The following is a 22,445-nucleotide window of genomic DNA, read 5'->3' as shown; positions in this document are numbered from 1 at the left end:
ATGCGAATTCTATTGGTCGAAGACAACCGCGATATCCTGGCCAACCTGGCCGATTACCTGGGGCTCAAAGGCTATACCGTCGATTGCGCCCAGGACGGCTTGTCGGGCCTGCATCTGGCTGCCACCGAGCATTACGACCTGATCGTGCTCGATATCATGCTGCCGGGCATTGACGGCTACACCCTGTGCAAGCGCCTGCGTGAAGACGCTCGACGCGATACGCCGGTGATCATGCTCACCGCCCGCGATCAACTGGACGACCGCCTGCAGGGCTTCAAGTCCGGGGCCGACGATTATCTGGTCAAACCGTTTGCGCTGTCGGAACTGGCGGCACGCATCGAAGCCGTGATGCGTCGCACCCAGGGCGGCGGCCGCCGTGCGTTGCAGGTCGGTGACCTGACCTACGACCTCGACACGCTGGAAGTGACCCGCGAGGGCAAGCTGCTCAAGCTCAACCCGGTCGGCCTCAAGCTGCTGGCAGTCTTGATGCAGAAGAGTCCGCATGTCCTGCGCCGGGAAATTCTCGAAGAAGCGCTGTGGGGCGATGACTGCCCGGACAGTGACAGTCTGCGCAGCCACGTCCACCAATTGCGTCAGGTGATCGACAAGCCATTCGCCAAACCCTTGCTGCAAACCGTGCACGGCGTGGGTTACCGCCTGGCCGAGGGGCGTGATGGAGTTTAAGCAAAGCCTTTCCCAGCGGATCATCATCGCCTTTGCGCTGATGAGTGCGCTGGTGGCCGGGGCCTTCGCCATGGGCATCGTCGCGACCGTGCACCTGGTGGAGGAGAAACTGATTTCGGCGGGGCTGGGCGGCGACCTGCAGCGTCTGCTGCTGATGGACAACGTCTCGGACTGGAGCCATCGCCCGGAACCGGATCAACTGTTCTACTTCAGTGGTGGTCCGGGCGATTTCGAGCTGCCCAAGGATCTGCGTCACCTCGATGCCGGTTTCCACGAAGTGTTCCGCGAGCAGCTGTCGTATCACGCGATGGTCGAGATCGTCGACGGTCGTCGCTATGTCCTGCTGCAGGATCAAAGCGATTTCGAAGAACGTGAACGCGTGCTGTTTGCCGTGGTGCTGGTGGGCTTTGTGCTCAGTCTGGCGCTGGCGGTATTCCTCGGCTGGGTGCTGGCGCGCAAAGTCATGGCACCGGTGGTGCGCCTGGCTCGGCAAGTACGGCATCGCGATCAGTTGCTCGGTCTGGCGCCGCCGCTGGCGCCGGACTATGCGGCTGACGAAGTCGGCGAACTGGCGGTGGCGTTCGATGCCACGCTTGGTCGCCTGCGTCAGGCGCTGACTCGCGAGCGGCTGTTCACCAGCGATGTCAGCCACGAACTGCGCACGCCGTTAATGGTGCTGGCCAGTTCCTGCGAACTGCTGCTGGAAAATCCGGGGCTTGATCAGCGCGGTCGTGCCCAGGTCGAGCGCATCGCCCGCGCGAGCGAAGAAATGCGCGAACTGGTGCAGACTTTCCTGATGCTCGCCCGCGCCCAGCGCGAAGACGCGGGTTCAGCGCCGCAGCAGAACATCAGCCAGGTGGCCGATGGCTTGTTGAGTATCTGGCGTGAACCGATCGAATCGAAAGGGCTGCGGCTGATGTTCGAGCCGGGCAATCCGCCGGACACTCGCTTCAACGCGACTCTGCTCAGCGCGGTCATGGGCAATTTGCTGCGCAACGCCTGCCACTACACCGAGCAGGGCTTCATCCGCCTGACGCTCAACGACAATGGATTCGTCGTCGAAGATTCGGGTGTCGGCATTCCCGAGGAAAAACGTGAGGCCATGTTCCAGCCCTTCGTGCGCGGTAATGAAAAGCGCGGCGAAGGCCTGGGCCTGGGCTTGTCGCTGGTGCAGCGGATCTGCGAGAACCAGGGCTGGGAGGTGACGTTGAGCACCATGCAGCCCAATGGCTGCCGTTTCGAGGTAACGCTGGGTCAGCGTTGAACCCCAACCCAAGCGGCCGCGCCCTGAGTGCTGGTATTTGATGACGCCTTCGCGAGCAGGCTCGCTCCCACAGAGATCTGCGGTACAAAGGTGGGAGCGAGCCTGCTCGCGAAGGGGGTTGAACGGCAGTATTGAATCATCAGTGGCCGCCGGATTCAGCTGATGGCCCCGCGCTATTGCTTTCTCCCTGTAAAACCCTGTAATAGTTTGCCGGTTTACCTGACGTAATTTTCACAAAGGGACGACCTGACGCTGACATGCCACTACCTATGGTAGGGGCATCAGTTATTCAGGAGTCCTGAAATGAGCAGTCCGATCAAGCTCGATTTTTCCGAAAAGTATGATGACCAGCATGCACAAAAATATTTGCGCAAGCACCAGGACGGTCTCGGTCGTCGGTTGTCACATTGGCGGGATGAGCAATTGGCCCGCAAGGCGTTGACGCTGGCGGGCGAGCCGGGGTTGGTGCTGGATTTGCCCTGCGGTGCAGGACGCTTCTGGCCGTTGCTGGCGGAAAAACCCAATCGGGTGATCATTGGCGCGGACAATTCCGAGTCTATGATCAAGACCGCGATGCAGGCGCAACCGGCTGATGTGGTGAAACGGGTACAACCTTTGCACACGTCAGCGTTCGACATTGCCTTGCCGGATAACGCCGTCGACAGCATTTTCTGTATGCGTTTGCTGCATCACATCGGTGAAGCCGAACATCGACGGACGATTTTGCGCGAATTCGAGCGTGTCACCCGTGACAGCGTGATCATTTCGTTGTGGGTGGACGGTAATTTCAAGGCCTGGAAACGCAAACGCGCCGAGCAGCGCCGTGGGCAGGAAGGTTACCAGAACCGGTTTGTGTTACCGACTGTGACAGTAGAAAAAGAATTTGAAGCGGCAGGTTTTCGCATTCAGGAACAACTGGATTTTATTCCGCTGTATGCCATGTGGCGGGTCTACGTATTACGCAAGAGGTAACAGGATGGCGGTGCAAATAGCAGCAGAAACGGAAGTCGCTCCCCAGGATCGCTTCGATTACTACTGGAACCAGCGCGGTGAATGGGTGGAAGAACCCAACGTGCGCCGTGGCGGGGAAAGTGGTGTGCAACGAGTCGTGGGCCGTGACGGCCAGTTACTGTATGCCAAGCGCCAGACCGGACATATCTATCGCAGTTGGCTGCATCCTTTCGGCCGGCCGACAGTCTTGCGTGAGCTGGATGCCCTGACCGGTGTCAGCCGCCTCGGCGTACGCGTCCCGCAAATCGTCTTCTGCGGTGCGCAGCCAGATCCGCAACACAAGTGGCGTGCGCTGCTGGTGACCAAGTCGCTGGACGGTTTCGACGAACTCGAGAAGTGGGAAGCCGCCGGCGGCCGTGCCCAATATGGCGAAGCCGTTTACGAGCGCGTCCTCAAAGACCTGGCCGAAAACCTCGCGCGCATGCACAAGGGCCGTTGGCAGCACAGCTGTATCTACATCAAACACGTTTTTGTACGGGTGACCGGCGAAGGTGATTCGGCCGAGGTCGAAGTGGCATTGATCGATCTGGAGAAGTGCCGCCAGCGTCTGACCGCTTATCGCGCGGCCTCCCATGACATGAAGCAATTGCGTCGCCATTCGTCGTTCAGCGACACGGACTGGAAAAAACTCGTCTACTTTTATGAGACGGCGTTTGGCAGCGCTATCAAAGGTTTATAGCGATGAAACTCGAAATTGCACGAGGTTTGTTTTTGGTTGGAGCCTTGGCAGTTGCTTCATTGGCGGTGGCGGCCTGGGAGCAGCCCCGCATGCAGGTGATCGGTGCTACCACAGGCGATGCTCACTGCGCAGTACCACGGGTGGCGAAAGCCTCCGTGGCGACTAAACCTGACCATGATCTGTTGTTGTTCATGTTCGGACTTTCTCAAGGGATGAGGCCACAGAGTTGAACCGATTGAAGCCAAAATGAAGGCCTCGCAGATGCGAGGCCTTTTTTTATGGATGAATACAAAATCCCCTTTGATACAAATTCACTCTGTAGGAGCTGCCGAAGGCTGCGATCTTTTGCTCTCTGTTTTCAAGATCAAGAGCAAAAGATCGCAGCCTTCGGCAGCTCCTACAGGGATAGGGCTAGAGGAATGGTCAGGGTCATGATTTGGGATCGGGCTTTGCCAGCAGCGTGTAGATGCATGGCAGCACGAACAGCGTAAACAACGTGCCGATCGACATCCCCGTGGCAATCACCATCCCGATATCGAACCGGCTCACGGCGCCCGCGCCGGTCGCCAGAATCAACGGCACCATGCCGAACACCATCGCCGCCGTGGTCATCAACACCGGGCGCAAACGAATCGCCGCCGCTTCCTCGACCGCTTCGCGCGCGGTCAGGCCTTTGTCCTTGCGCAATTGGTTGGCGAATTCGACGATCAGGATCCCGTGCTTGCTGATCAGCCCGATCAGGGTCACCAGCCCGACCTGGGTGTAGATGTTCATGCTCGACCAGCCAAGGAACAGCGGAATCAACGCACCGCAGATCGACAGCGGCACCGTCACCAGAATCACCAGTGGATCGCGGAAGCTTTCGAACTGCGCCGCCAGCACCAGGAAAATGATCGCCAGCGCCAGGGCGAAGGTTACCCACAGAGCGCTACCTTCCTGCACGTACTGGCGCGAGGCGCCGCCATAGTCGAAGGCAAACCCGGCTGGCGCTTCTTCGCGGGCGATCTGCAGCACGGTGTCGATGGCTTCGCCCATGCTGACCAGCGGGAATCCGGAAATCTTCGCCGCGTTGAGTTGCTGGAACTGGTTGAGCTGGCGCGGTCGCGCCCGGTCGCTGACCTTGATCAGGGTCGACAGCGGCAGCAGCTCGCCCTGGGTGTTCTTCACGTAGTAGTTGTTCAGCCAGCCGGGGTTTTCGCGGTACGGTCGCTCGACCTGGGCAATCACTTTGTAACTGCGGCCTTCGATGGTGAAACGGTTGATCTCCGCCTCACCCAGCAGCGTCGCCAGGGTGCCGCCCAGGTCGAGCATCGACACGCCCATCTGCGCGGCTTTGGCACGGTCGATATCGACCACCACTTCCGGTTTGTCGAACGCCAGGTCGAGGTCGACGAAGGCGAACTTGCCGGACTCCATCGCACGTTTCTTGATCCGGTCCGCCACTTGCAGCAGCAATTCGTAGTCGTTGGCGGTATTGACGACGAATTCGAACGGCAAACCTTCACCGGTGCCGGGCAAGGAGGGCAGGTTGAAACCGAAAATCTGCAGGCCGGGGATACTCGCCAGTTTGCCCTGCACCTCGGGCAGGATCTGCATCTGCGTGCGACTGCGCTCGTTCCACGGCTTGAGCAGGAAGCCACCGATGCCCGCTTGCACGCCGTTGTAGCCGTTGATCTGGAACGAGGAGTAGTACTCCGGAAACTCCTTGAAAATCTTGATGAATTCGTCGGTGTACGTGCTCAGGTAATCAAGGTTGGTCGGCTGTGGGGCGGTGGCCATCATGAAGATGATGCCTTGGTCCTCATCCGGTGCCAGTTCCGACTTGGTGAACTTGAGAAACACCGGGATCAGGCACAGCACGATCACTGCGAATACCAGCACCACCGGCCGCGTGTTCAATGTGCCGTGGAGCACGCTCTGGTAGCGGCGTTTGAGGCTGTCGAAAATGCGGTCGAGGCGGTGTGCCAGACCACTGGGGTTTTCTTCGTGGCGTAACAGCAGGGCGCACATCATCGGCGACAGGGTCAGGGCGACGATCCCTGAGATCACCACGGCGCCGGCCAGGGTCAGGGCGAACTCCTTGAACAAGGCCCCGGTCAGTCCGGTGAGGAAGCCGATCGGCGCATACACCGCCGCCAGGGTGATGGTCATCGACACCACCGGCATGGCGATTTCCCGCGCACCTTCCAGTGCGGCCTCAAGCGGCGTCTTGCCTTCCTCGATGTGCCGGTGGATGTTCTCCACCACCACAATCGCGTCGTCCACCACCAGACCGATGGCCAGCACCATCGCCAGCAGGGTCAGGAGGTTGATCGAGTAGCCCATCATCTGCATGAAGAACATCACGCCGATCATCGACAGCGGGATGGTCACCACCGGGATCACCACCGAGCGCAACGCGCCGAGGAACAGGAACACCACCACAATCACGATCAGCACCGCTTCGAACAGGGTTTTCACCACTTCGTCGATCGAGGCCTGGATGAACTGGGTGGCGTCGTAGGCAATCTCGCTCTTGAGGTTGGGCGGCAATTGCGCTTCCAGCTCCGGCATCAGCTTGCGCACTTCCTTGATCACGTCCAGCGGGTTGGCCCCCGGTGTGGCCTTGATGCCGATGTACACCGACGGCGTGCCACCGAACGAGCTGATCGAATCGTAGTTTTCCGCGCCCATCTCGACCCGGGCGACATCGCTGAGCAGCACCCGGCTGTCGCCACTGACCTTGAGCGGAATCGCCGCGAAGGCTTCGGCGGACTTCAGTTCGGTGTTGGCGTTGATGCTGGTGACCACGTACTCGCCCTTCACCTCGCCGGCGGCGGAGAGGAAGTTGTACTGGCGCACGGCGTTGGTCACGTCGCTGGCGCTGAGGCCGAAACCGGCGAGCTTCACCGGGTCGAGCCACAGGCGCATGGCGAATACCTGATTGCCGAGAATCTCCGCCTCGGCCATGCCCGGCAGGGTCGCCAGTTTCGGCTGGATCACCCGCGACAGGTAGTCGGTGATCTGCGGGTTGCTCAAGTCCTTGCTGAAGAAGCTGATGTACATCAGCGCCGAGGCGTCGGCCGATTCCTTGCTCAGCACCGGGTCTTCGGCGTCCTGCGGCAGTTTGTTCTTCACCTCATTGGCCTTGGCCAGCAGTTCGGTGAACAAACGGTCGGTGTTGGAACCGATGCGCGCGTAGATCGATATCACTGAGAAGTTCTGGCGACTGACCGAGGTCATGTAGTCGATGCCCTCGGCGCTGGCCAGGCTTTGCTGCATCGGCTGGGTGATGTAACCCTGAATGGTCTCGGCGTTGGCCCCGGGGTAGGCGGTGGTCACCGTGATCAGGGCGTTTTCCATTTGCGGGTACTGGCGCAGCGGCAGTTTGCTCCAGGCCTGGAAACCCAGCAGCACAATCAGCAGGCTGACCACGGTGGCGAGCACCGGGCGGCGGATGAACGGATCGGTAAAAGCCATGGGGATTCCTTGATCAGTCGGCGCGAGGCGGACTGTTCTGCTCGCCGAGGGTCTTGTCGTCGCTGATGGCGATGTGTGCGCCGTTGTCCAGTTTGATCTGGCCGGCGGTCACCACTTGTTCGCCGCTCTGCACGCCCTTGTTGATCATCACCAGGCCATCGCGGCGTTCGCCGGTCTCGATGAAACGGCGTTCGGCGATCAGCACCGGTTGGCCCTTGTCATCTTTTTCGACGCTGCCGTCCTCGGCCTTCTTTTGCCCGACCACGTACAGCGAGTTGCCGTAGAGGGTGTAGGTGATCGCGCTTTCCGGGACCACGATGTGTTTCTGCGGATCGGGCAGCAACACGTTGAGGCTGGCGAACATGCCCGGCAGCAACTTGCCGTCGGGGTTGGCCAAAGTCGCGCGCACCAGAATATTGCGCGTGGTGCTCTCGACAATCGGGTTGATCGCGCTGATGGCGCCGGGGAAGTTCTGCCCGGGATAGGCTGCGACACCGATCTGCACCGGTTGCCCGATGGCCAGTTTTGGCACCGATTGCTCCGGCACATAGAAGTCGGCGTAGAGGCTGCTCAGATCCTGCAGGGTGGCGATTTTGGTGCCGCTGGCGAGGTAGTCGCCGACATCCACCTGACGGATGCCGATGGTGCCGCTGAACGGCGCGAGGATGCGTTTTTTCGCCAGCGAGGCGTTGAGCTGATTGACCGTGGCCTTGTTCTTTTGCAACACGGCGGAGAGACGGTCGTACTCGCCTTTGGAGATCGCGCGGCTGTCGACCAGTTGGCTGCCGCGACCAAAATCCAGTTGCGCCAGTCCCAGGTCAGCCTTGGCGGTTTCCAGCAGCGCGGTCTCGACCGCGCTGTCGAGTTGCAGCAGTGGCTGCCCGGCCTTGACCTTCTGTCCGGATTCGAATTTGAGTTCGGTGACGGTGCCGGCGACTTCCAGACTCAGCTCGACGCCTTGCAAGGCCTTCAGCGAGCCGACGGTGGGCAAACGCATCTGCCACGGCTGTTCGCTGGCGCGGGCCACGGCGACACTGATCGGCGGTTTCGGTTTGGAGAAGCCCTGGATCATGGTGTAGATCGAAAAGGCTTTGTACCCGCCCAATACCAGGACGACCAGCAAGACAACACCCAACATGATCAGCATGCGGCGACGCAGCATATTTCCAGTTCCTTGGATAAATCAGGTGAGACAGGCGGGCACATTACTCCGAGTCAGGTGGGGATTCCAACTGCCAGTTTTTACAGGGAGGCGCAAAAAGATCGCAGCCTGCGGCAGCTCCTACATTGGAATGCGATCCCTGTAGGAGCTGCCGCAGGCTGCGATCTTTTAAAGGCGGGTCACGCCATCAAATGCAGATGGTTATCCCAGAGCCCCGCCGGCAATTCCAGCGGCTTGGCCAGCAGCTCATCCTGGCGGCAATCGTAGTAGCGGCAACGGCCCTGACCCGAGGTCACGACGAAGCCGTCCTGCACCGCACCAACACCGGCGCAATCGGGCAGCGGCGCGTCGAGACGCACTTCGCCGCTGTCCAGGTCCCAGATGAAGAAGCGATTGCCACGCGGCGCGGTCAGCGCCACCAGCCGCAGATCGCTGTGCACTGCGACGCTGGCGGTGTAATGACCCATCGACTGCAACTGATGCTCCGGCACCGGGAATGCCACGAAGGGCTGGCCCGGACGCTTGATCGCCAACAGCTCGGAGCGCTCATGCGAGGCGCCCATAAATTGCTGGCCGGCGACGATGGTGCCGTCGCTGGCAATGCCCAAGTGACGCACGCTGTTCATTTGCTGGGAAAGGGTTTCCTTGCTCAGCAGGGTGCCGTCACGCTGCATCAGCACCAGGCTCGGTTCCATGGCGTTGAGGTTCATGTCGACGCGGCTTTCGGCCTCGGTGCGGATCCCGCCGTTGGCCACCACCAGGGTTTCGCCATCGGGCATCCACGACACCTGATGCGGGCCGAGGCCATGGGTGGAAATCTCGCCGCTGTGCACCAGCCGCTCGCCTTCGAACTTGTACACCCCGAGCAGGCCACGCCCCGGATCAGTGGTGTCGTTCTCGGTGGCGTACAGGTATTCGCCGTCCTTGTGCACCACGGCGTGGCCGTAGAAATGCCGGTTCGGCTGCGACGTCACGGTTTGCAGCAACGTCCCGTCGCGCAGGTCGATCAGGTAGCTCTCGGTGCCCGGGCGGCGGGCGACGAACAGCGCGATCGGCAGCGTCGGGTGGTTGATGATGTCGTGGCAGCGCTGGCCGACTTCGGTGGCGAACACTCGCGTACCGTCCAGCCGATAACCGACGGCGTAATGCTTGCCGTCGGTGTCGTCGCGCGCCGAGAGCAACAGCGGGCTCTGATCCTTGCGCTTGAACAGCGTCCAGCCGCCCAGTGTCACTGCTCCCAGCAGCAAACTACCTAAAGTCAGAGCCTGGCGTCGCAGCATGGCACTTGCCCTCATCAGTCACCGTCGTTGGCGTTGAAGCCCAATTGAATGCCCAGCGCCTTGGCCAGTTCGCCTTCGTGCAGGCGATGGACGACGTTGAGGCTGTCGTAGAGATCGTTGAGTTGTTGACGACCGGCGTCGTCCTGAAGCATTTCGGTCAGCGAGCGCTGGCTGCTGTCGAACAGTTTCAGCGACGCGGCGTAGGCGGCGTCGATCTTGTCCGCCAACGGTTTCTGCTCGGCCGGCAGCAGACCGCGCAGGCCTTTGTTGTCGACGCCTTCCCAGACGGTTTTGGCTGCAGCGAGGCTGGCTTCCAGCGCGGTCAGCGACGACTGGCTGCGCCATGCATCAGCCTGGAACGGCTGCGGCACGCCTTTGCTCTGACGGCCCATTGGTGTGCCGAGTTTTTTCTTCAGGGTGTCGAGGGCGGTGACCTGCACACGCAGCAGATCGGCGATCGCTTCGTGGGAGTCGGCATAGCGCTGGTTGGGGAATTTGCTCATTTGCGCGAGCATGCCGTCGGTGTTGTTCCAGCTCTGCAGAATCTCTTCGGCCAGTTGTTTCTGGCGCTCGCCGATGGCGATCAGCAGTGGGCAATACTTGGCTTTCTGCTCAGCGTTGGCGACGTCAGGCTTTTCATCGAACAGGATGTACTCGTAAGCCGACAGGCCCTGCACCACCACGCTGGATTTGGCCAGTGCGGCGGCGTCGATCTGCGGCTGGGCGATCACCAGTTGCTCGACCTGACGGCCGACGAGGTTTTTCTTGTCCGGCCAGAACTGTACCTGCCAGGAACGGTTGCCCTCGGCCAATGGGCCGATCAGCAGTGGTTGCAGCTCGGCCCAGGCTTTCTGCGCATGCAGGAAGTCGGCGCGGGCGGTTTCCAGGGTTTCCTTGCCCTGACAGTAGGCGAGGGCGCTCACGGCCAGTTGCTTGTCGGCTTCGACCCAACGGGTATAGGTCGGCAGGATCACCGATTTGGCGATGGCCGCCGACGTGACCGCTTGCGGGTCCTGCGGCGAGCAGGCGCCGAGGGCGAGTGCGGCAAGGCTGGTGAACAACAACTTGGGACGGAACATGTCGGGCTCCCGATTCTTTTAAGTGTTTAAAGTGAGTTCAAGAACGCCAGCAGCGCAGCACGCTGCTCGGCGTTGAAAGACAAAACCTGTTGCTGCGCCTTCTCCGCTTCGCCGCCATGCCAGAGCACGGCTTCGAGCAGGTTGCGGGCGCGGCCGTCATGCAGAAACTGAGTGTGACCACTGACTGCCTGCGTCAGACCGATCCCCCACAATGGCGGAGTGCGCCAGTCGCGGCCGGAGGCCTGGAATTCCGTACGGTTGTCGGCCAGACCGTCGCCCATGTCGTGCAGCAGCAGATCGCTGTACGGGCGAATCACTTGATTGGCCAGTTCAGGTTCGGCCGCGTTGGCGGCGGTGGTGTATTTCGGCGTGTGGCAGGACTGGCAGCCAGCCTGGAAGAACAGGTTCTTGCCGGCCAGCACTTGTTCGTCGTTGACGCCACGGCGCGCCGGCACTGCGAGGTTGCGTGTGTAGAACAACACCAGACGCAGGATGTTGTCGCTGACTTCCGGCTCGCCGTCCGGGCCATTGCCGTTCGGCGCCTGCTTGCACGCGGTTTGCGCGTCGGTGCAGTCATCGAACGGCCTCAGACTGGTCGTGAGGCCCATGTCTCCGGAAAACGCATGGACATTCTGCTGATTGAGATTCGGTTGCCCGGCTTTCCAGCCGAATCGACCCATGACGGTCTTCTGCAATGCGTCATCCCAGACCTGATTCGGTCGACCATTGATGCCGTTGTTTTCTTTGGCTTGCGCGGCAGCGTTGGCGAGGATCGCTTCTTCGGGAATCGCTTCGAGCAGGCCGAGGCCGATCATCGGCGGCGCGACCCGGGCCGAGAAACGCGTGTCCGGGTGCATCGGGCCGTAGCCCAACTGAGTGAATTGCAGAACCGGTTTGCGCAGCTCGACTTCGGTACCGTCCTTGAAACGGATCGGCACCGGGGTGTACTCGACGCGCACCTTGCCTTCGGGTGTGACCCCGGGCACGGCCATGTCCTGGAACTGGCCGCCGTAGACCGGCTCCGGCACCACGCCGAGTTGCTCGATGACTTTGGCATAGGCCGGCGAATCGGGGATCGACAGACGCACCAGCATCGACACCGCGTTCGCCGCATCCGGCGTGGGCGGATGTCCGCGACCGTCCTTGATGTGGCAGTTCTGGCAGGCGTTGGTATTGAACAGCGGGCCGAGGCCATCGCGCGCGGTGGTGGTCGACGGGGCGATCACCCACGGACTGCGGAAGAAGCTGTTGCCGACACTGAAGTCGACCCGACGCGACGGCGGCAGATTGGCCGAAGGCAACGAGAACGCATTCTGATCGGTCTTGCGCACGGTCGCCGCCCCGCCCGAACGCGCTTCACCCGGCTCAGCCTTGGTAAAGCGCGGGGCGTCATCGCAGGCACTCAGGCCCAGGGCCAGAAACAGTGCGGACAAGCGAAGCGGCAGCGAGGGCATCAGACATCCTGCGGACGGGCGAAAACAAAGGCGCAAAGTCTAACAGGGCGAATGAGTTTGAATAAGAGGAATTATCGTTTGCTTGATGTGGCGCAAGCCTTGAAACTCATGCAAACCCTGTGGGAGCGAGCCTGCTCGCGAAAGCGGTGTCCGCCGCGCTGACGATGTTGTACCCGATGACGCCTTCGCGAGCAGGCTCGCTCCCACAGGGTTTGGTGGTGTACCTGATATCGAACACACCATGGAGCAGTGTTTTGTGTACGGCAGGCATGAAAAAGGCGACCCGAAGGTCGCCTTTTTCAGTCAAACGCGCGTGATCAGAACTCGTGATCAGCGTTGTCCGGGTTCAGGTCGCTGATGCCCAGCTTGCCGGCAGCGGCTTCGATCGAACCGGTCTGCTTGACCAGAGCTGCGATAGCGTCACGCACGATCTGGTTGCCGGCGGTGTTGCCCGCAGCGATCAACTGGTCGTAGTGCTCACCCTTGTTGGCGTGATCGACCATGACCTGGATCTTCGCTTCGGTCGCGGCCAGATCGGCTTTCAGCGCGGTGTCGGCAGCCGGGTCGGCCTTGGCCACCAGCGACGACAGACTGGCACCGGTCAGCTTGGTGCCGTCGGTGCGGGTGTATTCACCCAGGTACACGTTACGAATGCCTTTGGCATCGTAGAAGTGCGAATTGTGGGTGTTGTCGCTGAAGCAATCCTGTTCGTCTTCCGGGGAGTTGGCTTCCAGCGAAACCTTCATGCGCTCGCCCGCCAGTTCGCCCAGGGACAGGCTGCCCATGCCGAAGAGCATTTTGCGCAGGCCGGATTCGGCAGGCTCGGCTTCCAGGGTGGCGCGGTAGTTGTCAGCCACGTTCGGCTTCCAGTTGCCGACCATTTCTTCCAGGTCGCTGACCAGCAGTTGGGTCACGGCTTTGAGGTACGCACGGCGACGATCGTTGTGACCGCCGGTGGCGCCTGCGCCTTCCAGGTAGTCCGACGCAGGACGGTTGCCGGCGCCAGGGCCGGTGCCGTTCAGGTCCTGGCCCCAGAGCAGGAATTCGATCGCGTGGTAGCCGGTGGCGACGTTGGCTTCGGAACCGCCCAGCTCGTTGAGGCTGGCGAGTTTTTCCGGAGTAATGTCTTTTACGTCGACCTTGTCTTCGCCGACCTGCACTTCAGTGTTGGCGATGATGTTGGCGGTGGCACCCGGGTTACCCAGCGCGTGCTCGTAGGATTTGTCGACATAGTCGATCAGGCCTTCGTCCAGCGGCCACGCGTTCACCTGACCTTCCCAGTCGTCGATGATGGTGTTGCCGAAGCGGAACACTTCGCTCTGCAGGTAAGGCACGCGCGCGGCGACCCAGGCAGCCTTGGCGGCTTTCAGAGTGTCGGCGTTCGGCTTGGCGAGGAACGCGTCGACGGCTGTTTGCAGGGTTTTCGCAGTGGATTCGGCATCGCTGTAAACGGCGAAGACCATGTCGGCGTAGTGCGCGACCACAGCCTTGGCGGCGGCTTCATCGACTTTACCGGCAGCGGCAGGTGCTGGCGCGGCAGCGGTGCTGGCGGCCGGCGTCGGCGTGGCCGGGGCGGCAGCCTTGTCTTTGCCTTCGCCGCAACCGGCGAGGGAAATAGCGATGGCCAGCAGACTGGCGGTAGCCAGAGGCATACGAATCATGGCGAACATCCTGCTTCGGTAATGGAATGGACAGGGCGCGGGGGTGCGCAAAGCTGCGACATAATGCAAATCTTTCGCATTATGTGTAAAGGGCTGTGGCTGGAAATATTTCTTGTTTACGCCAGTGTGATGGCGCAGATCAAAAGATCGCAGCCTCGTTTCACTCGACAGCTCCTACAGGGGCACGCGATCCCTGTAGGAGCTGCCGCAGGCTGCGATCTTTTGATCTTCTAGAGAATGGCAGCATTGGTGCGTTGGGCTTGCTTGAGGTACGCAGTCAGCTCCCGGGCAGGCAGCGGCTTGCTGTAGTGGTAGCCCTGACCTTCGTGACAGCCTTCGGAGATGATGTAGGACTCCTGCTCGGCGGTTTCCACACCTTCGGCGATCACCTGCATGCCCAGGCTTTTGCCCAACTGAATGATGGCGCGAACGATGGTCGCATCGTCGTCGTCATCCAGCAGATCCTGGACGAAGCTCTTGTCGATCTTGATCTTGTCCAGCGGCAGGCTCTTCAGATAGCTCAACGATGAATAGCCGGTGCCGAAGTCGTCGATGGCGATCAGCGCCCCGGAGCGGCGCAGGCTCAGCAGATGCTGGGCGGCGGTGCTGATGTCTTCCATCAGGCCGGTTTCGGTGACTTCCAGCTCCAGGCTGCGCGGCGGCAGGCGGTAGATCTGCAGCAGGTTGTTGACCACTCGCGGCAACTCGGCGTGGTGCAGTTGCACGGTGGACAGGTTGACCGCCATGCGCAGATCGACGAAGCCCTGATCGTGCCATTCGCGCAATTGCTTGCAGGCCTGATCCAGCACCCACTCGCCGATGGCGATGATCGTGCCGTTCTGTTCGGCCAGCGGAATGAACAGGTCCGGCGGCACCAGACCGTGTTCCGGGTGCTGCCAGCGAATCAGCGCTTCGACCCCGACCACGCGGTGATCGCGGTAGCTGATCTGCGGCTGATAGACGAGGTAGAACTGGTCGCGAATCAGCGCATCGCGCAGGTCTTTTTCCAGTTCGCGACGGCGACGCATCTCGCTGTCGACGCTGGCGATGTAGAACTGATAGCGATTGCGCGAACGGGTCTTGGCCAGCGTCATGGTCTGTTCAGCCTTTTGCAACAGCTTCTCGGTGCTGTCGCCGTCCTCGGGGAACAGGGTGATGCCGATGGTCGCGCGCAGGCGTATTTCCTGATGGTCGAGGGCAAACGCCGCTTCCAGATCATCGAGGATGCTTTGCGCCAGTTCTGCCGCTTCGTAAGGTTGTTCGATATCGGCCTGCACCAGTGCGAACTGGTCGCCGCCCAGACGGGCGAGGGCGCCGAGGCGACCGCTGTGGGCGCGCAGCCGGTCGGCCAGCGCCAGTAGCAACTGGTCGCCGGTCTGGTAGCTGAACTGCTCGTTGATCCCTTTGAAATCATCCAGCCCCACGCACAACACCGCGACCCGGCGTTGCAGCTTGCCGGCGTCGACCAGAATCTTGTCCAGTTGCTGCTGCAATTGCTGGCGGTTCGGCAGGCCGGTGAGGAAGTCGTACTGGGCCATGCGCAGCAGGCTGTTTTCCGCTTCGTGGCGCAGGTGGGTGTTGCGTTCTATCGATTCGAGTAACTGGTTGGCGGTGTTGATCCAGATACCGAGTTCGTTTTTTTCGTGGCCCTTGAGCTGCGGAATCTTGTGCTCGCTGGGGCGATCGGGATTGATTTCGGTCAGGTGCTCGATGATCCGCGACAGCGGCTTGGTCAGCAGCCAGTGATAAACCAGATACAGCACCAGGCCCATGGCCAGGGCGCGCAAGACGCCGGAAATGAAAATGATCACCGAACTGACGATGAAACTTTCGCCATAGGTGGCGGTGTCGAGAGTGATGCTCAGGTCGCCGTAATACTCGCTGTAGGGACCGCGGCCGACCAATTGGGTGGTGAAGGTGCGTTCCTGACCGAGAATCAGGTCAGTCAGCCAGCGGCTGTTGGAGTGCTGCAACTCACGGGACTTCTGCGCGAGCATCGCTTCGTTGGGATGGCCGATGGAGGCTTGGCGCACCGCGTCGTCCTGGAACAGGCCTTCGATCACCTGCATGCCCATTTCCCGGTCGAGGCTGTAGACCGCCTGAGTCGAGGGGTCACGGAACATGTCGAGGATACGCTGGGCGTCGCCGGCCACCGCCTGGCGGGTTTTATAGGCATCGAAAACGATCTGGGCGCAGCTCAAGACCACACCGACGATCAATGCCGAAAGGAGCACGACCCGGAGCAACTTCACCGACAAGCTGTTCTTGAGTTCCAGCTTCAAAGGGTTATTCCTTGTTCCGTGCGGGTAGCGTCAAGTTGCCATGAGTATTGGCAATCCCGTGTTGGCAGTCAAAGGGACAATCAAGCCTCGGAACATTTGCCCGTGGCCTTGGCCGAAATACTGCTGTCTGGAGTGTCAGCTCTATTTGTACTGTGTCGGTAGTTTCGACCCTCAACTTGAGCGGTGCGGGACAATTTTTCCTCTGTTTGATGTTAGTCCGCTGTGCTGCCCCGGCAAGCCGCCGGAGACAACGTTCATCGTGAGAAAAACGCAATTCCCTGTAGGAGCTGCCGAAGGCTGCGATCTTTTGATCTTGCTTTAAAAAATCAAAGTCAAAAGATCGCAGCCTGCGGCAGCTCCTACAGGAAAACAGAGGCGCCAGAAATTCTGGCACGGTGCGGCAGCTCCTACAGAAATCAAAGGCATAAAAAAACCCGGCCATAGCCGGGTTTTTTATCTGGCGCGCAGCTTAAGCGGTGAAGGTTTTGCCTTCGAACTGCTCGGCCACGAACTTCCAGTTGACCAGGTTCCAGAACGCTTCAACGTACTTCGGACGCAGGTTGCGGTAGTCGATGTAGTAAGCGTGTTCCCAGACGTCGCAGGTCAGCAGCGGGGTGTCGCCGCTGGTCAGCGGGTTGCCGGCGCCGATGGTGCTGGCCAGGGCCAGGGAACCGTCAGCCTTTTTCACCAGCCAGCCCCAGCCGGAACCGAAGGTGCCGATCGAGGTTTTGCTGAACTCTTCCTTGAACTTGTCGAACGAACCGAAGGCTGCGTTGATCGCTTCAGCCAGTGCGCCGGTTGGTTGACCGCCGGCGTTTGGCGCCAGGCAGTTCCAGTAGAAAGTGTGGTTCCAGACCTGAGCGGCGTTGTTGAAGATGCCGCCCGAGGAAGTCTTGACGATCTCTTCCAGAGTCTTGCCTTCGAACTCGGTGCCTGGCACCAGGTTGTTCAGGTTCACGACATAGGTGTTGTGGTGCTTGTCGTGGTGAAATTCCAGGGTTTCCTTGGAAATGTGCGGCTGCAGGGCATCGTGTGCGTAAGGCAGCGGCGGCAATTCGAAAGCCATGATGATTCTCCTAATCAGGTCTGTTGCGGTGAGCGCAAGGCCGATCACGGGCGGCCAGAAATGCACCGACGAGTTTTTACTCTTTGCGGCGCAGGGTTCGGATCATAGCACCGGGGTCAAGGCTTAACCACGCAACAACTGTGTGGGATAGAGGTTCCAGAGCCTTTTGGAATAAATCAGTTGGCGATAATCAATTGGCCCGCCACCGTGAACATCATCACTGCGACCAGAAGATCAAGAATCCGCCAGGTACTCGGCCGCGCCAGCCACGGTGCAAGCCACGCGGCACCTAGTGCCAAGGTGAAAAACCACAGCAGCGAGGCACTTGCCGCGCCCACGACATAAGCGCCCGGCACTGACTGTTGCGCACCGAGCGAGCCGATCAGCAACACCGTGTCCAGATAAACGTGCGGATTGAGCAACGTCACTGCCAGCGCGCTGAGCATCACCGCGCGCAACGAGCGTACGGTGTGGTTTTCATCCTGATCCAGACTCTGTTTCGAGAACGCCCGGCGCAGCGCCTGACTGCCATACCAGATCAGAAAGACCGCGCCGCCCCAGCGTGCCACCGCGAGCAATGTCGGGTTCTGCGCCAACACGGTGGCCAAGCCAAACACCCCGGCCGCCACCAGCAGCGCATCGCACGCCACACACAGCGCCGCCACCGGCAGGTGATGTTCGCGGCGCAGACTCTGCGCCAGCACAAAAGCGTTCTGGGTGCCGATCGCCATGATCAGCCCCAAGGCCACCAGCAGGCCGTTCACATAGCTTTGCCACATAAAATTTACTCCGCGTTGGCTGCGAGATCGCGCAGCACGTGCATGGCGCGTTCGGCGTCGGCCTGACCGACAAACAAATGGTCGTGGTAATAACCGGCGATCACGTTGCAACTGATCCCGGCCTTGCCCAGTGCGCTGGCGAACGCAGCGGTCAGGCCAACGGCTTCCAGTGCCGAATGCACGTTGAGGGTGATCCACGCCGCGACATAATCGAAAGCGAACCCGGCGTGTTCAGCCTGGGAGCGCTCGAGAATCACGGTCAGGCCTTCCTGCTCGCGGAAACTGCCGACAATCTCCAAACCGCTCGGCAACTGCGCGTCCCGCAGGGTGCAGAACACATATTCGCCGGCATTGAGCTGCGGGCTCATGCTGCGCAGCAGAGTTGTGAGTGAGGTTTCGCCAGCCATTGCCGTGTTCCTTGATAAAGAGTGCTTGCTGGCTATTCTCCGGTCGAAAGCGGTATAAGAAAAACCAATAGTGCTGATCGCTCATTAGGAAAACTGATGTTCGACTACAAATTGCTTTCCGCTCTGGCCGCCGTGGTCGAGCAGGCTGGGTTCGAACGCGCCGCGCAGGTTTTGGGCCTGTCGCAGTCGGCGATCTCCCAGCGGATCAAACTGCTGGAAGCGCGGGTCGGCCAACCGGTGCTGGTACGCGGCACGCCGCCATCGCCGACCGAGATCGGCCGGCGGCTGCTCAACCATGTCCAACAGGTGCGCCTGCTCGAACGTGACTTGCAGACCCTGGTGCCGGCGCTCGACGAAGAAGGCCTGCCGGAGCGTTTGCGCATCGCCCTCAACGCCGACAGCCTCGCCACCTGGTGGGCCGAAGCGGTGGGAGATTTCTGCGCCGAACAGCATTTATTGCTGGATCTGGTGGTGGAAGATCAGACCGTCGGTCTCAAGCGCATGCGTGCCGGGGAGGTTGCGGCGTGTGTCTGCGCCAGCGAACGCCCGGTGGCCGGTGCGCGCAGCGTGTTGCTCGGGGCGATGCGCTATCGGGCGCTGGCCAGTCCGGCGTTTATCGAGCGGCATTTCCCCGACGGCGTGCGCGCCGAGCAATTGCCGCGCACCCCGGCGCTGGTGTTCGGCCCGGACGATTTTCTCCAGCATCGCTACCTCGCATCGCTCGGTGTCGATGGTGGTTTCGAGCATCATTTGTGCCCGTCCTCCGAAGGATTTGTGCGCCTGACCGAAGCCGGGTTCGGTTGGGGTCTGGTGCCGGAACTGCAAGTGCGTGATCAGCTGCAACGCGGCGTATTGCGCGAACTGTTGCCAGATAAACCGATCGATGTGCCGTTGTACTGGCATCATTGGCGCAATGGCGGTCAGCTGCTGGCCTTGCTGACCGAGCAATTGCTACGTTCTTCACCGCGCTGGCTGGTGCCCTTGGGTTGATGGTCAGCGTCAAGACAGACGTATAGGTAAACGAAAGACATCGGAGCGTTACATGAAAATTCTGGTCACCGGCGCAAGCGGCTTCATTGGCGGACGCTTTGCGCGTTTCGCCCTGGAGCAGGGCCTGGACGTGCGGGTCAACGGTCGCCGGGCCGAAAGCGTCGAGCATCTGGTGCGCCGTGGCGCCGAGTTCGTCCCGGGCGATCTCACCGATGCGGATCTGGTGCGTGAGCTCTGCGCCGACGTCGAAGCCGTGGTGCACTGCGCCGGCGCCGTCGGTTTGTGGGGGCGCTATCAGGACTTTCATCAGGGCAACGTGCAGGTCACCGAAAACGTCGTCGAAGCCTGCCTCAAGCAGCGCGTGCGGCGGCTGGTGCATCTGTCGTCGCCGTCGATCTACTTCGATGGCCGCGATCACCTCGGCCTGACCGAAGAGCAAGTGCCCAAGCGCTTCAAACATCACTACGCGGCGACCAAATACCTGGCCGAGCAAAAGGTCTTTGGCGCACAGGAATTCGGTCTGGAAACCATCGCCCTGCGCCCGCGTTTCGTCACTGGCGCCGGCGACATGAGCATCTTCCCGCGCCTGCTGAACATGCAGCGCAAGGGGCGTCTGGCGATCATTGGCGACGGTCTGAACAAGGTCGACTTCACCAGCGTGCAGAACCTCAACGAAGCGCTGCTCAGCAGCCTGTTGGCGGCCGGTTCCGCGTTGGGCAAGGCTTACAACATCAGCAATGGCGCACCTGTGCCGCTGTGGGATGTGGTCAATTACGTGATGCGCAAGATGGAAGTGCCGCAGGTCAGCAAATACCGTTCGTACGGCCTGGCCTACAGCGTCGCGGGGCTCAACGAAGGCGTGTGCAAACTCTGGCCGGGCCGCCCGGAGCCGACCCTGTCGCGGCTGGGCATGCAGGTCATGAAGAAAAATTTCACCCTCGACATCAGCCGCGCCCGGCATTATCTGGACTACGATCCGAAAGTCAGCCTGTGGTCGGCCCTCGACGAGTTCTGTGGCTGGTGGAAAGCTCAGGACATCCGTTGATACAAGTCGCCCGGCCGGCAATGAACCGCACTGCCGCTTGAGGGTCAATCCCTGCGGCTGCGGCGGTTATACTTCGCAGCATTTAGCCATCACCGCGTTCCACAAAGGTTGCCTCAATGTCCATGCGTAACGATGCCAACGACGATTTCGACGATGTACCGAGCCTGCGGGCCGACACCTTTGACGACGATGACATTCCGACCACCGCCCGCACCTCGGTGCACTCGCGCACGCCGCCGGTGGTCAAGGTCAAGGCTGCGAGTACCGGGCCGCTGTGGGCACTGGTCGGCGCGTTGTTCTTTGCCTTCATCGGTCTGGCCTGGTGGAGCTTCCAGCAGATCTCGTTGATGGAGCAGCAGTTGGTCGCGACCCAGGAAAGCTTTGCGCGCATCAGCGAGGAAGCGGCGGGGCGCCTGCAGGACATTTCCGGCAAGGTCGTCGCCAGCCAGAGCAACGTCAACAGCGACAGCGAAGCGTTGAAGCTGCAGATCAAACAGCTGGAAACCCAGTTGCTGGACCAAAGCAAACAGCAGCAAGGCGTGGTCGGTCAGGCCAGCGATCTGGACAAACGTCTGGCGCAGATGACTGCGCAGACCACCGAACAACAGAACGCCAATACCCAGTTGCAGGCTCAGGTCAAAGCCTTGAGCGCCGAACTGGCGACCCTGAAAAGCGCCCCGGCCGACACCGGCAAGGTCGATGCGCAGCTCAAGAGTTATGACGCTCAACTGAAAAGCCTCGGCGCTGATATCGCTGCGCTGAAAAAGCAGGGCAACTCGAACGCAGCGATCGAGCGTCTGGAGCAGGAAATCGTCGTTCTCAAGAGTGAACAGGACAACCGTCCGGCCACTGCGCAGGGTGGCGGCAATACCGCCGAGTTCGACGCATTCCGGGGACAGATGACCCGCAACATCAACACCCTGCAGGCGCAGATCCAGAACCTGCAGCAGCAGATCAATGCCCGGCCGTAGAACCTGACTCAGGAACCTTTGTGGCGAGGGAGCTTGCTCCCGCTGGAGTGCGAAGCGCTCCCCTGCTTTCGTTCAGGTAGAGCGCATTTGCAGGTTTTGCGACTGCTTCGCAGCCGAGCGGGAGCAAGCTCCCTCGCCACAGGGAATGCGGCAACTTCTGGATTCATCTTCGACCTCCGTCCGACCCCAAGCCGTCTACGCTCTTGAAACACCAACAAGAACGAGGGATGCGTTATGGGGTTTTGGCATAAAGTGGCGTGGCTCGGGGTGATGCTTTTTGTGGGGGCAGGGCAGGTCAACGCCGCCACTACACAAAAGGACGACAGCAAGGCTGCCATCGCTTTGCTGGAAAAGGCTCTGGCCTATTACCACGACAATGGTGACAAGGCCTTCGCCGCGTTCAGCCGTCAGGGTGAGTTCGTCGACAAGGATCGCTACGTGTTCGTGGTCGATACCAAAGGCGTGATGCTCGCCAGCGGTGGGCCTTCCTCTGCCTTGATCGGCCGTGATGTCAGCGAAGTGCTTGCGCCGGATTTGCAGAAAGCTTTCAAGGACGCCCTGCTGGTGCCGGAAGGCAACGGCATCCAGCAAGCCGAATACCGCTGGCAGAACTGGGCCGACGGCAAGGTCGAGCGCAAACATGTGTATTACCAGCGTATCGGTCAGCGCATTCTGGCAGTCGGTTATTACCTGCCGCGTGCTTCAGCCGAGCAGGCCAAGGCACTTCGCGACAAGGCTGCAACCGATCTGGGGAAAAACGAAAAGGGCACGCTGACAGCCATCAACTCGCTCAAGGGCGGGTATCTGCAGGATGACCTGTATGTATTCGTGGTCGATCTGGACACCCAACGCTACGTTGCCCACGGTACCAACCTGCGGCTGATCAATACCGATTTCAGCAAGATCAAGGACCCGGAAGGCAAACCGGTGGGCGAGCCGATCCTGGCGCTGATCGCCAAACAGGATGACGGTGAATACGAATACCGCTGGAAAAACCCGGTGACCGGCAAGGTCGAAGACAAGCACGCCTACCTGAAGAAGGTCGGGCATTTTCTGGTGGCGGTGGGTTACTACAGCCCTTGAAGATCAAAAGATCGTCCGAACGCGGCCCGAGCCTTCGGCAGCTCCTACATGGGAATGCATCCCTGTAGGAGCTGCCGCAGGCTGCGATC

General features: G+C 60.7%; 19 protein-coding genes. 9 read left to right on the top strand and 10 right to left on the bottom strand.

What is annotated here, in order from left to right; all coding sequences use genetic code 11:
- The 5 genes from colR (at position 1) to LOY52_RS21055 (ending at position 3,868) form a co-directional block, all read left to right on the top strand.
- Positions 1-684, top strand: a complete 684-nt coding sequence (gene colR, locus LOY52_RS21075; RefSeq protein ID WP_007964011.1) for a two-component system response regulator ColR — start codon at positions 1-3, stop codon at positions 682-684.
- The gene (locus tag LOY52_RS21070) at positions 674-1,948 is read left to right on the top strand and encodes a HAMP domain-containing sensor histidine kinase (RefSeq protein ID WP_123588606.1); all 1,275 of its coding nucleotides are present in this window, start codon (positions 674-676) and stop codon (positions 1,946-1,948) included. The genes colR and LOY52_RS21070 overlap by 11 nt, the downstream gene beginning before the upstream one ends.
- A gap of 303 nt (positions 1,949-2,251) precedes the next feature.
- On the top strand, positions 2,252-2,920 hold the full coding sequence (locus tag LOY52_RS21065; RefSeq protein WP_258675852.1) for a class I SAM-dependent methyltransferase: 669 nt from the start codon (positions 2,252-2,254) through the stop codon (positions 2,918-2,920).
- 4 nt (positions 2,921-2,924) lie between these two features.
- A complete protein-coding gene (locus LOY52_RS21060; protein WP_258675851.1) occupies positions 2,925-3,638 on the top strand; it encodes a lipopolysaccharide kinase InaA family protein in 714 nt (237 codons plus the stop codon).
- A 2-nt stretch (positions 3,639-3,640) separates the two neighbouring features.
- Positions 3,641-3,868 carry a hypothetical protein gene (locus LOY52_RS21055; protein WP_025111684.1) on the top strand — a complete coding sequence of 76 codons (228 nt, stop codon included), beginning with the start codon at positions 3,641-3,643 and terminating at the stop codon, positions 3,866-3,868.
- Between the two features lie 199 nt (positions 3,869-4,067).
- Here LOY52_RS21055 and LOY52_RS21050 read toward each other — a convergent pair whose 3' ends face one another.
- The 10 genes from LOY52_RS21050 to LOY52_RS21005 all read right to left on the bottom strand — a co-directional run bounded on the left by LOY52_RS21050 (position 4,068) and on the right by LOY52_RS21005 (position 18,267).
- Positions 4,068-7,097, bottom strand: coding sequence for a multidrug efflux RND transporter permease subunit (locus tag LOY52_RS21050; RefSeq protein ID WP_258675850.1), 3,030 nt, complete (start codon positions 7,095-7,097; stop codon positions 4,068-4,070).
- Between the two features lie 13 nt (positions 7,098-7,110).
- Positions 7,111-8,259 (bottom strand): efflux RND transporter periplasmic adaptor subunit, encoded by a 1,149-nt coding sequence (locus LOY52_RS21045; RefSeq protein WP_097086027.1) that lies wholly within the window; start codon positions 8,257-8,259, stop codon positions 7,111-7,113.
- A gap of 179 nt (positions 8,260-8,438) precedes the next feature.
- Positions 8,439-9,539 carry a DUF1513 domain-containing protein gene (locus LOY52_RS21040; protein ID WP_258675849.1) on the bottom strand — a complete coding sequence of 367 codons (1,101 nt, stop codon included), beginning with the start codon at positions 9,537-9,539 and terminating at the stop codon, positions 8,439-8,441.
- 14 nt (positions 9,540-9,553) lie between these two features.
- The gene (locus LOY52_RS21035; protein ID WP_027612470.1) at positions 9,554-10,618 is read right to left on the bottom strand and encodes an imelysin family protein; all 1,065 of its coding nucleotides are present in this window, start codon (positions 10,616-10,618) and stop codon (positions 9,554-9,556) included.
- Between the two features lie 26 nt (positions 10,619-10,644).
- The gene (locus LOY52_RS21030; RefSeq protein ID WP_258675848.1) at positions 10,645-12,072 is read right to left on the bottom strand and encodes a di-heme oxidoredictase family protein; all 1,428 of its coding nucleotides are present in this window, start codon (positions 12,070-12,072) and stop codon (positions 10,645-10,647) included.
- A gap of 317 nt (positions 12,073-12,389) precedes the next feature.
- Positions 12,390-13,733: an imelysin family protein gene (locus tag LOY52_RS21025; protein WP_258675847.1), complete on the bottom strand. Its 1,344-nt coding sequence runs from the start codon at positions 13,731-13,733 to the stop codon at positions 12,390-12,392.
- A 230-nt stretch (positions 13,734-13,963) separates the two neighbouring features.
- Positions 13,964-16,015 (bottom strand): bifunctional diguanylate cyclase/phosphodiesterase, encoded by a 2,052-nt coding sequence (locus LOY52_RS21020; protein WP_027612474.1) that lies wholly within the window; start codon positions 16,013-16,015, stop codon positions 13,964-13,966.
- Positions 16,016-16,484: 469 nt separating this feature from the next.
- Positions 16,485-17,081 (bottom strand): superoxide dismutase, encoded by a 597-nt coding sequence (locus LOY52_RS21015; RefSeq protein WP_003227660.1) that lies wholly within the window; start codon positions 17,079-17,081, stop codon positions 16,485-16,487.
- 176 nt (positions 17,082-17,257) lie between these two features.
- Entirely contained in the window at positions 17,258-17,860 is a 603-nt protein-coding gene (locus tag LOY52_RS21010; RefSeq protein WP_258675846.1) for a LysE/ArgO family amino acid transporter, read from the bottom strand.
- Between the two features lie 5 nt (positions 17,861-17,865).
- Positions 17,866-18,267: an ACT domain-containing protein gene (locus LOY52_RS21005; RefSeq protein ID WP_258675845.1), complete on the bottom strand. Its 402-nt coding sequence runs from the start codon at positions 18,265-18,267 to the stop codon at positions 17,866-17,868.
- A 96-nt stretch (positions 18,268-18,363) separates the two neighbouring features.
- Here LOY52_RS21005 and LOY52_RS21000 point away from each other — a divergent pair, with 96 nt between their 5' ends.
- The 4 genes from LOY52_RS21000 to LOY52_RS20985 all read left to right on the top strand — a co-directional run bounded on the left by LOY52_RS21000 (position 18,364) and on the right by LOY52_RS20985 (position 22,356).
- Positions 18,364-19,257, top strand: a complete 894-nt coding sequence (locus LOY52_RS21000) for a LysR family transcriptional regulator ArgP (RefSeq protein ID WP_103367388.1) — start codon at positions 18,364-18,366, stop codon at positions 19,255-19,257.
- Between the two features lie 52 nt (positions 19,258-19,309).
- Positions 19,310-20,302, top strand: a complete 993-nt coding sequence (locus tag LOY52_RS20995) for an NAD(P)-dependent oxidoreductase (protein ID WP_258675844.1) — start codon at positions 19,310-19,312, stop codon at positions 20,300-20,302.
- 116 nt (positions 20,303-20,418) lie between these two features.
- On the top strand, positions 20,419-21,273 hold the full coding sequence (locus LOY52_RS20990; RefSeq protein ID WP_258675843.1) for an ATPase: 855 nt from the start codon (positions 20,419-20,421) through the stop codon (positions 21,271-21,273).
- Between the two features lie 234 nt (positions 21,274-21,507).
- Entirely contained in the window at positions 21,508-22,356 is an 849-nt protein-coding gene (locus LOY52_RS20985; RefSeq protein ID WP_258675842.1) for a cache domain-containing protein, read from the top strand.
- Positions 22,357-22,445 lie beyond the last annotated feature (89 nt).

Source organism: Pseudomonas sp. B21-051 (assembly GCF_024748795.1).
Taxonomy (GTDB): Bacteria; Pseudomonadota; Gammaproteobacteria; order Pseudomonadales; family Pseudomonadaceae; genus Aquipseudomonas; species Aquipseudomonas putida_A.
This window is presented reverse-complemented; position numbering and strand designations above follow the sequence as displayed.

What these genes read in the sequence shown, in the direction of transcription:
- colR (WP_007964011.1), top strand. Translation starts at nt 1, where the DNA reads ATGCGAATTCTATTGGTCGAAGACAACCGCGATATCCTGGCCAACCTG.
- LOY52_RS21070 (WP_123588606.1), top strand. Translation starts at nt 674, where the DNA reads ATGGAGTTTAAGCAAAGCCTTTCCCAGCGGATCATCATCGCCTTTGCG.
- LOY52_RS21065 (WP_258675852.1), top strand. Translation starts at nt 2,252, where the DNA reads ATGAGCAGTCCGATCAAGCTCGATTTTTCCGAAAAGTATGATGACCAG.
- LOY52_RS21060 (WP_258675851.1), top strand. Translation starts at nt 2,925, where the DNA reads ATGGCGGTGCAAATAGCAGCAGAAACGGAAGTCGCTCCCCAGGATCGC.
- LOY52_RS21055 (WP_025111684.1), top strand. Translation starts at nt 3,641, where the DNA reads ATGAAACTCGAAATTGCACGAGGTTTGTTTTTGGTTGGAGCCTTGGCA.
- LOY52_RS21050 (WP_258675850.1), bottom strand. Translation starts at nt 7,097, where the DNA reads ATGGCTTTTACCGATCCGTTCATCCGCCGCCCGGTGCTCGCCACCGTG.
- LOY52_RS21045 (WP_097086027.1), bottom strand. Translation starts at nt 8,259, where the DNA reads ATGCTGCGTCGCCGCATGCTGATCATGTTGGGTGTTGTCTTGCTGGTC.
- LOY52_RS21040 (WP_258675849.1), bottom strand. Translation starts at nt 9,539, where the DNA reads ATGCTGCGACGCCAGGCTCTGACTTTAGGTAGTTTGCTGCTGGGAGCA.
- LOY52_RS21035 (WP_027612470.1), bottom strand. Translation starts at nt 10,618, where the DNA reads ATGTTCCGTCCCAAGTTGTTGTTCACCAGCCTTGCCGCACTCGCCCTC.
- LOY52_RS21030 (WP_258675848.1), bottom strand. Translation starts at nt 12,072, where the DNA reads ATGCCCTCGCTGCCGCTTCGCTTGTCCGCACTGTTTCTGGCCCTGGGC.
- LOY52_RS21025 (WP_258675847.1), bottom strand. Translation starts at nt 13,733, where the DNA reads ATGATTCGTATGCCTCTGGCTACCGCCAGTCTGCTGGCCATCGCTATT.
- LOY52_RS21015 (WP_003227660.1), bottom strand. Translation starts at nt 17,081, where the DNA reads ATGGCTTTCGAATTGCCGCCGCTGCCTTACGCACACGATGCCCTGCAG.
- LOY52_RS21010 (WP_258675846.1), bottom strand. Translation starts at nt 17,860, where the DNA reads ATGTGGCAAAGCTATGTGAACGGCCTGCTGGTGGCCTTGGGGCTGATC.
- LOY52_RS21005 (WP_258675845.1), bottom strand. Translation starts at nt 18,267, where the DNA reads ATGGCTGGCGAAACCTCACTCACAACTCTGCTGCGCAGCATGAGCCCG.
- LOY52_RS21000 (WP_103367388.1), top strand. Translation starts at nt 18,364, where the DNA reads ATGTTCGACTACAAATTGCTTTCCGCTCTGGCCGCCGTGGTCGAGCAG.
- LOY52_RS20995 (WP_258675844.1), top strand. Translation starts at nt 19,310, where the DNA reads ATGAAAATTCTGGTCACCGGCGCAAGCGGCTTCATTGGCGGACGCTTT.
- LOY52_RS20990 (WP_258675843.1), top strand. Translation starts at nt 20,419, where the DNA reads ATGTCCATGCGTAACGATGCCAACGACGATTTCGACGATGTACCGAGC.
- LOY52_RS20985 (WP_258675842.1), top strand. Translation starts at nt 21,508, where the DNA reads ATGGGGTTTTGGCATAAAGTGGCGTGGCTCGGGGTGATGCTTTTTGTG.